Source organism: Mycobacterium sp. UM_Kg27 (assembly GCF_000972905.1).
Lineage (GTDB): Bacteria > Actinomycetota > Actinomycetes > Mycobacteriales > Mycobacteriaceae > Mycobacterium.
In genome coordinates this window covers 1-6669 of the sequence record NZ_JRMM01000182.1, presented here as the reverse complement: position 1 = coordinate 6669, position 6669 = coordinate 1, and the positions used below count along the sequence as shown (strand labels likewise).

Here is a 6669-nt window from a genome sequence, read left to right as displayed (position 1 = left end):
ATGTGTATAAGAGACAGGAGCCGGCGAGGCCGTGTTGCGGCTCGAACTGCCACTCGGGATCGCTGCGCCGGGGGACGTGGCCGTCGAAGTGGAGGACGGCACCTTGGTGGTTCGGCTTGGGGGCCTCGCCGTCGACCAGCCTGTATCGGTACGCGAAGTAGCCGAGGAATCCGCTGCGGTGGACGTGGAACAGGCCGCACCGGTACCGGTCGAGCTCCTGACCCAGCTCGCCGCCGCCGTCGAGGCGCAGCAGAACATTCTCCGCAAAATCGAAGCAGCAACAGCGGTTTCACCGCGAGAGCGGGTGACCCTGACATCGACGACCGGAGAGCTGGAGTACACACTGCCGTTCGCACCGGAGGAGACCTACAGTCCGGGGGCCGTCAGCGCCATCTTGTCGCCCAGCGGTAAACCGCATCGGTCGATCGCGCAGGACCGGCGTCGCGCACACGAGCTGCTGGGCGTCAAGATCGGCAATCAATATCGGTATCCGAAATTCCAGATCGACCCGGCGCGCCAGCAGATTCGCCCCGTTGTCGCCTACGCGAACCGTCAACTGGAATGCGACGAAGACCCGTGGGGAACGCTGGACTGGTGGTACAGCCCCGATGAGGGCCTGGAAGATCGGCGCCCGATCGACCTACTCGAAAGCGGTGAACTGACCGAGGAGCTGGTCGATCTCGCGATCCAGCTAGGTCAACAGGGCATGGAGTGACCGATGCCGACCAACCGGTACAACGGACGCCCTGCCGATGTCGAAATCGTCCCCAAAGGGACTGTGCTGTACCGCATCATGGCCGCCAACGCGTCCTACCCGGCCGTTGGGCCATCCCAAGCAAGGTCGCTTCGAGCCCACCCATGCCGGGCTGGGCGGATACCTCTACGTCGCCGATACGTTGGCCGGCGCGGTCGCCGAGGGTGTCCTGCGCAACCAGACGATCTCGAAAGCGGGTGTGGTGCGTCGACCCTGGCTGGTCAACAAGAAGCTCGTTCGGTTGAGTCTGGTCAGCGATGTCACGGTGGCATCGGTATACGGCTCCGGTGCGACCAAACTCAACCTCGACTCGGCGTTGCTGTGCGGCGGCGTCAGCCAGTATTCGCAGACCCGCGAGACCGGCACCAAGATCCTGCTCAAGACCAAGCCCGCGTTCGGCATACGGTACCGCTGCCGCAACCATGACAACCTGACGTCGCTGATGCTCATCACGCGAAAGGACCCCGCGCTGTCGCTGACCCTCGTCGACGAGGTTGACATCCTCTTCGACAAGCGGGGCAGAGATCTGATCCTCGGCGTCCTGCATACGGAGTTCCAGTTGCAGTACACCGGGCTGCTGCCGAACTGACTGTGGCGGCGGGAACCGGCAGCGCTATCGCGGCACGTGAAAGTCCACCAGCGCGGCCGACCGCAGCTCCACTTCCGCCCAGTTGCCGGCGAAGTGAAGGACGGCGATTCCCGAGGTCGGGTACTTCTCCGAGATCCGTTGGGCGGCGGCCGCATCGGTGCCGGGCCCGGCCAGTCCCAGTGCGACGCTCGACATGGCCGGCTCGTGGCCGATCACCAGCAGGGCGTCGATGTCGGCGGCCACGGTGTTGATGGTCGCGATCACGGTTCCGGGCGTCGCGTCGTAGAGATCGTCGACATAGCGCACCGGTGCGGCCAGCGCGGTCCGCGCGTAGGTCTGCCGGGTGCGGGTGGCGGTCGAACACAGCACCGCGTCGAAGGCCGGCGCGTGGGCGCGCAACCAGTCGCCGGCCAAACCCGCCTCCCGGATCCCGCGCGGCGCCAACGGACGCTGATGGTCGACCGCCCCGGGTGGATAGTCCGACTTGGCGTGCCGCAGCAGGACCAGGGTGCGCGCAGTACTCACCCGCTCCAGAGTAGGGGGTGGCCGATCTTGCCCGCGCTAGCCGAGTCGGCCACCCTCGCACCGTGCGCCGGCGGTGCTCAAGTGCCGGATGTGACACACGAGTTCTGACAGCGCTTGCGGTCGGCGGACCTGCCGAGCGAGGTCCGCGAGGTTGTCGGTGACCGGCCATACACTCGCGATGCCCGGCTGATGGACCGGCGGAAAGGGACAGGACGACATGCGTTTCGTGCACACCGCCGATTGGCAGCTCGGCATGATCCGGCATTTCTTGGCCGGCGATGCCCAGCCTCGTTACTCGGCGGCCCGGCGCGACGCGGTGGCCGGGCTGGGCGCGCTGGCGAAGCAGACGGGTGCGGAGTTCGTCGTCGTCGCCGGCGATGTGTTCGAGGACAACCAGCTCGCGCCGGAGGTCATCAGTCAGTCCCTGGAGGCCATGCGCGCCATCGGGATCCCGGTCTACCTGCTGCCGGGAAATCACGATCCGCTCGATGCGGGGTCGGTGTACACCAGCGCCTTGTTCACCGCCGAATGCCCCGACAACGTGGTGGTGCTCGACACCGCAGGCGTGCACCAGGTGCGCCCCGGCCTTGAGATCGTCGCCGCGCCGTGGCGCTCCAAACGTCCCACCACCGACCTGACCGCGGCCGCACTGGACGGCTTGCCGGCCGACGGCACCCTGCGGGTCCTGGTTGCCCACGGCGGCGTCGACGCCCTGGACCCCGACCCCGGCAACCCGGCGCTGATTCGGCTGGCCGGCCTGCAGGACGCCCTGTCTCGCGGCGCGATCCACTACGTCGCCCTGGGGGACAAGCACTCCCGCACCCAGGTCGGGGAGACGGGGCGCATCTGGTATTCCGGTTCGCCGGAACCCACCAACTTCGACGACATCGAATCCGACCCCGGCCACGTCCTGGTGGTCGACATCGACGAGGCCGACGGCGCCGTGAACGTGGACTCCCACCACGTCGGCCGCTGGCGTTTCCTGACGCTGCGCCGCCAGCTTGACACCGGCCGTGATGTCACCGACCTGGACATCAATCTCGATCAGCTGCCGGACAAGGAACGCACGGTAGTCCAACTGGCCCTGACGGGTTCGCTCAGCGTCACCGACCGGGCCGCCCTCGACGTCTGCCTGGACCGGTATTCGCGGCTGTTCGCTTGGGTGGGCACCTGGAAACGCCACACCCACCTGGTGGTGGTCCCCGCCGACGGCGAATTCTCCGACCTCGGAATCGGCGGTTTCGCCGCCGACGCGGTCGAGGAACTGGTCGCCGCCGCGCGCGGTGGCGACACCGGTGCCGCCGACGACGCCCACGCCGCGCTGGCGCTGCTGCTGCGCCTGGTCGATCGGACAGTGGCATGAGACTGCACCGGCTGGTGCTGACCAACTACCGTGGCGTGGCGCACCGAGAGATCGACTTCCCCGACCACGGCGTGGTGGTGGTGTCCGGCGCCAACGAGATCGGCAAGTCCTCGATGATCGAGGCGCTGGACCTGTTGCTGGAGTCCAAGGACCGCTCCGCGAAGAAGGACGTCAAACAGGTCAAGCCCACCTACGCCGATGTCGGTGCCGAGGTCACCGCGGAAATCAGCACCGGTCCTTACCGTTTCGTCTATCACAAGCGCTTCCACAAGGCGCCCCGGACGCAACTGACGATCTCCGAGCCGCGCCGCGAGCAGCTCACCGGCGATGAGGCGCACGACCGGGTCCGCGCCATGCTGGAGCAGACCATGGACACCGGCCTCTGGCAGGCCCAGCGGGTGCTGCAGGCGTCGTCGACGGCGGCGGTGGACTTGTCCGGCTGCGATGCGCTGTCGCGGGCACTGGACGTCGCCGCCGGCGACACCGCCACCCTCAGCGGAACCGAGCCCCTTCTCATCGAACGGATCGACGCCGAGTATGCGCGCTATTTCACCGGGACCGGGCGTCCGACCGGCGAGTGGGCCGCTGTCATCGCCGCGCTGGCCGACGCCGACGCCGAGGTGGTGCGATGCACCGAGCTACTCGCCGAAGTGGAGCACCGGGTGCATCGGCACGCCGAGCTGTCCGAGCAGTCGGCGCGGTTGACCGACGAGCAGGCCGCCGCGGACTCCCGGCACAGTGCCGCGCAGGACGCCGGCGCCGCGATCGCCGACCTGCGCGGCCGGCTCCGCGATGCGCAGCTGGTGGCCACCGCCGCCAAAGCCACCGCTGCCGCCACCGATAGCGCCCAAGCCGAGCGGCGCCGGCAGCGTGACGAACTCGAATCCCGGGCGGCCGCGATCAGCCTGTTGGACAACGAGATCGACGCTGCCGCCCAGGCGCAGGCCGCCGCTGACACCGAAGCCACCACCGCCGACGCCGCCGCGGCCGACGCCGAACACGCCGTGGCCGCCGCCACCGAACGTGCAGCATCCGCCCGCCGCATCGTCGATCAACTCGCCGCTCGCGACGAGGCCGACCGGCTCGCTGACCGGATCGCCCGGATTGATGCCACCGAAGGTCAGCTGGCCGAGGTGGCGGACGAGCTGGCGCAGATCGTCGTGACCGAGCCGATGCTGCGCCGGATCGAACAGGCGTCGGCGGCCTGCGACCGCAGTGAGGCGTCGCTGGCCGCGATCTCGGCGACCTTGGAACTCGCCGCGGTCGCCGACATCGATCTGGTGATCGCCGGCGACCCCACGGCGCTGCCGGCCGGACAGAGCTGGTCGGCCACCGTCACCGACGGCCTTGAGGTCGAGGTGCCAGGCCTGCTGCGAGTGCGCGTCCGCCCGGGCGACAGTGCGCGTGAGGCCAGCGTCAAACATGCCGCGGCACAAGCCGAGCTTGCCGATGCGCTGGCGGAGGCAGGCGTGACTGATCTGGCGCAGGCACGCCAGGCCGACCAGCGACGCCGCGAACTGCAGGGCAGCCGCGACCAGTTGGCCGCTGCTTTGGCAGCGTTGCGCGGTGAGGAGGAGCTCGAGGCATTGCGGGCCCGGCTGATACGCCTGCGCGATGAGCATGGCGAGATTCCCAGCGGGACCACATCGGAACAGGCCCGTGCCGATCGTGACGAGGCCGAGGCACTGCGGGCGCAGGCAGTCACCGACTGCGAAACCCTGCGCCGAGCCGCCCAGCAAGCTGCGGCCCGTCGCACGGAAGCCGCCACACGGCTGACGCTGTTGCGGGAGAAGGCGGCAGCGCAGCGCAGCGAGCTGGCGGCGGTCGACCAGCGTCTCGCCGTGCAGCGGGCGACGCTCAGCGATGACGAGCTGGCGACTACCGCCGATGCCAACGCGCAGGCATTGCGCACCGCCGAGCAGCGGGTGGCCGAGCTGTCCGAGCAGCTGGGCGCCGCCGCCCCCGAGGCGATCGACGCCGAACTCGCGGCAGCGCAGTCGGCAGCGCAGGAGCTGCGGGCCCGGCACGCCGAGACCGCCCGCGCGCTGCATGAGGTGGAGGTCGAGCTCGCCGTATTCGGCACCCAGGGCCGGCGCGGCCAGCTCGACGCGGCGCAGACCGCGCGGGAACACACCGCGGCCGAACACGATCGGATCGGACGCCGGGCTCGTGCGGCAGCGCTGCTGCGGTCGACGATGATCCGCCACCGCGACGACACCCGCCGGCGCTACGTCGAGCCGTTCCGCGCCGAGATCCAGCGGCTGGGCACGCACGTGTTCGGGGCCGACTTCGAAGTGGACGTCGACACCGACCTGAAGATCTGCGCCCGGACCCTCGGTGGCCGCACGGTTCCCTACGAGTCGCTGTCCGGCGGCGCCAAGGAACAGCTGGGCATCCTGACCCGGCTGGCCGGGGCGGCGCTGGTGGCCAAGGAAGACAGCGTTCCGGTGGTGATCGACGACGCGCTCGGCTTCACCGACCCCGACCGACTGGAGAAGATGGGCGCGGTGTTCGACGCGGTCGGCTCACACGGTCAGGTGATCGTGTTGACGTGCAGCCCGGATCGCTACCGCAGCGTCACCGATGCTCACCGCATCGACCTGACCGCTTAGCTGATCCGGAGTATTACTGGCTGGCCCACGGATTGATCAACTCGACGCCGAGGTCTCGGAAATGTCGGATATTGCGGGTGGCGAGCGCCGCCTTTCTGGCGACGGCGATTCCAGCGATCTGGACATCACGCACCTCGACGGGGCGGCCCTCGCGACTGCCCCGCGCCGCGAGGCCGGCAGCGGCCACCGCGGCCGGCTGATCGAATGTCTGCACACGACCGTCGAGGTCCTCGGCGAGCAGTTGGGTGAACGCCAGCTCGAGGCGCCGACGACGCTGGCTTGGCTCGAGTAGTTCCAGTCCGGTCCACACCTCGAAGACTGTGACGGATGTCGTCCAGATCGACTCGGCGGGCAGGCCGTCGAGCCACCGCACCACCACATCGTCTGGCCGCTGCTGCATCAGCGCGGAGATCACGTTGGTGTCGAGCAGGATCACTGGTCGCCGAACTCCGCCGGGCGCACAGAATGTCCGCGCAGCTCATCGATCTCCCCGTCGAGACCGACTTTGGCGAATCGAGCCGAGATTCGTGAGCCGAGTCGAGCTGGCGGCTCGTCGGCGTCTCGGACCGCGTTGCGCAGGATCTCGCGCACCTCCTCTTCGGTGCTGCGGCCGTGGCGGCGGGCGCGCTGGACCAGCTTTTGTTTGACGTCGTCATCAAGCTGACGGATCAGTATCTGAGCCACGTCAGAATGATATCGTGCTATCATCAGATGGTCGCCTCGCTTTCTTGGCCTCGTGAGGGGGACCCGTTTGGTGGTCCAGTCGCTATGCGGCTTGGGGTTGGTGGGTCGAGGTCCACTGTAAGGCGAACTCGGCAGGGCTGAG

7 protein-coding genes are annotated in these 6669 nt (G+C 68.7%); 4 read left to right on the top strand and 3 right to left on the bottom strand.

Annotated features, from left to right (window positions below; genetic code table 11):
• Positions 1–31 precede the first annotated feature (31 nt).
• Positions 32–715, top strand: coding sequence for a hypothetical protein (locus tag LI94_RS21945; RefSeq protein ID WP_052739989.1), 684 nt, complete (start codon positions 32–34; stop codon positions 713–715).
• Between the two features lie 106 nt (positions 716–821).
• The gene (locus LI94_RS19625; RefSeq protein ID WP_052739988.1) at positions 822–1343 is read left to right on the top strand and encodes an RES family NAD+ phosphorylase; all 522 of its coding nucleotides are present in this window, start codon (positions 822–824) and stop codon (positions 1341–1343) included.
• A gap of 24 nt (positions 1344–1367) precedes the next feature.
• Here the strand turns inward: LI94_RS19625 and LI94_RS19620 are convergent, their stop codons facing one another.
• Positions 1368–1868: a histidine phosphatase family protein gene (locus LI94_RS19620; protein ID WP_046302245.1), complete on the bottom strand. Its 501-nt coding sequence runs from the start codon at positions 1866–1868 to the stop codon at positions 1368–1370.
• Between the two features lie 217 nt (positions 1869–2085).
• Here LI94_RS19620 and LI94_RS19615 point away from each other — a divergent pair, with 217 nt between their 5' ends.
• Together LI94_RS19615 and LI94_RS19610 are read left to right on the top strand one after the other, a co-directional pair.
• On the top strand, positions 2086–3231 hold the full coding sequence (locus tag LI94_RS19615; protein WP_046302244.1) for an exonuclease SbcCD subunit D: 1146 nt from the start codon (positions 2086–2088) through the stop codon (positions 3229–3231).
• A complete protein-coding gene (locus tag LI94_RS19610; protein WP_046302243.1) occupies positions 3228–5843 on the top strand; it encodes an ATP-binding protein in 2616 nt (871 codons plus the stop codon). The genes LI94_RS19615 and LI94_RS19610 overlap by 4 nt, the downstream gene beginning before the upstream one ends.
• Before the next feature lie 13 nt (positions 5844–5856).
• Here LI94_RS19610 and LI94_RS19605 read toward each other — a convergent pair whose 3' ends face one another.
• Positions 5857–6279 (bottom strand): type II toxin-antitoxin system VapC family toxin, encoded by a 423-nt coding sequence (locus LI94_RS19605; protein ID WP_046302242.1) that lies wholly within the window; start codon positions 6277–6279, stop codon positions 5857–5859.
• Complete coding sequence (locus LI94_RS19600; protein ID WP_052739987.1) at positions 6276–6527, bottom strand: toxin-antitoxin system; 252 nt, start codon at positions 6525–6527, stop codon at positions 6276–6278. Before LI94_RS19600 ends, LI94_RS19605 begins: the two co-directional genes overlap by 4 nt.
• Positions 6528–6669: the final 142 nt, after the last annotated feature.

What these genes read in the sequence shown, in the direction of transcription:
- LI94_RS19615 (WP_046302244.1), top strand. Translation starts at nt 2,086, where the DNA reads ATGCGTTTCGTGCACACCGCCGATTGGCAGCTCGGCATGATCCGGCAT.
- LI94_RS19610 (WP_046302243.1), top strand. Translation starts at nt 3,228, where the DNA reads ATGAGACTGCACCGGCTGGTGCTGACCAACTACCGTGGCGTGGCGCAC.